This window comes from Yersinia sp. 1252 StPb PI, assembly GCF_048593885.1.
Classification (GTDB): Bacteria; Pseudomonadota; Gammaproteobacteria; order Enterobacterales; family Enterobacteriaceae; genus Yersinia; species Yersinia enterocolitica_E.
On record NZ_JAZGQE010000447.1, the window covers coordinates 1 to 684 of the forward strand.

Here is a 684-nt window from a genome sequence, read left to right on the forward strand (position 1 = left end):
CTTGATTCTACATTACCCGCAGTCACCACACCGGTGGCTACATATTCTGCCCAATAATCAAATCGAGCACTGTTACCTGCAATAGTTTGTTCTTGATGTTTATCATTTGCTACCGATAAATTTAAAGGAGTAGTATCTTTATTTAGAATACTAATTTGCACATTAGCAGCAGCGTCTACAGCAGAATTTTTCAAATTGCCAGTGCTATCGTCAATCGTGCCTCTGGCCCTTTCAAAATTCACATTTGCTTTTGCGCCATCAGTACATTCTGCTCCTGTTAGTGCGATATAAAATTTAGTTGCTTGCGCACGTTGACCAATACTTGATAATGCAGAAGTACTGACAGTTTTAAGAGGAACGGTAAAATCATTACTCCCAGCACTCCCTGCTTCTGTTCCACCAGTTATTTCACAAGTAACAGCCGAGACTGCTCCCGTAAAAGTAATGGTGCCATCTTCAGCCGCAGCTTGAGGTGAAGTAGAGAGTACTGAAAATGCGAAACACACAATGGTGGCAATTTTTGTTCTTAAATTACCATCCTTAATAATATCTTTATTCCTTTTGCACATAACTAAACTTCCACTCTTCGTTTTTTAAGAGGTGGGATTATTACTTCATATCTGCAAAAAATAAAATAAAACAGTTTTAATTAATTCTTAACTAGCACACTATATATAGTTAAGA

At 37.4% G+C, this 684-nt stretch carries 1 protein-coding gene; it reads right to left on the bottom strand.

From position 1 onward, the window contains the following. Positions 1-569: fimbrial protein (locus tag V2A85_RS24235; protein ID WP_420072626.1), on the bottom strand; the 569-nt coding region annotated here is incomplete at its 3' end. Between the last annotated feature and the right edge of the window lie 115 nt (positions 570-684).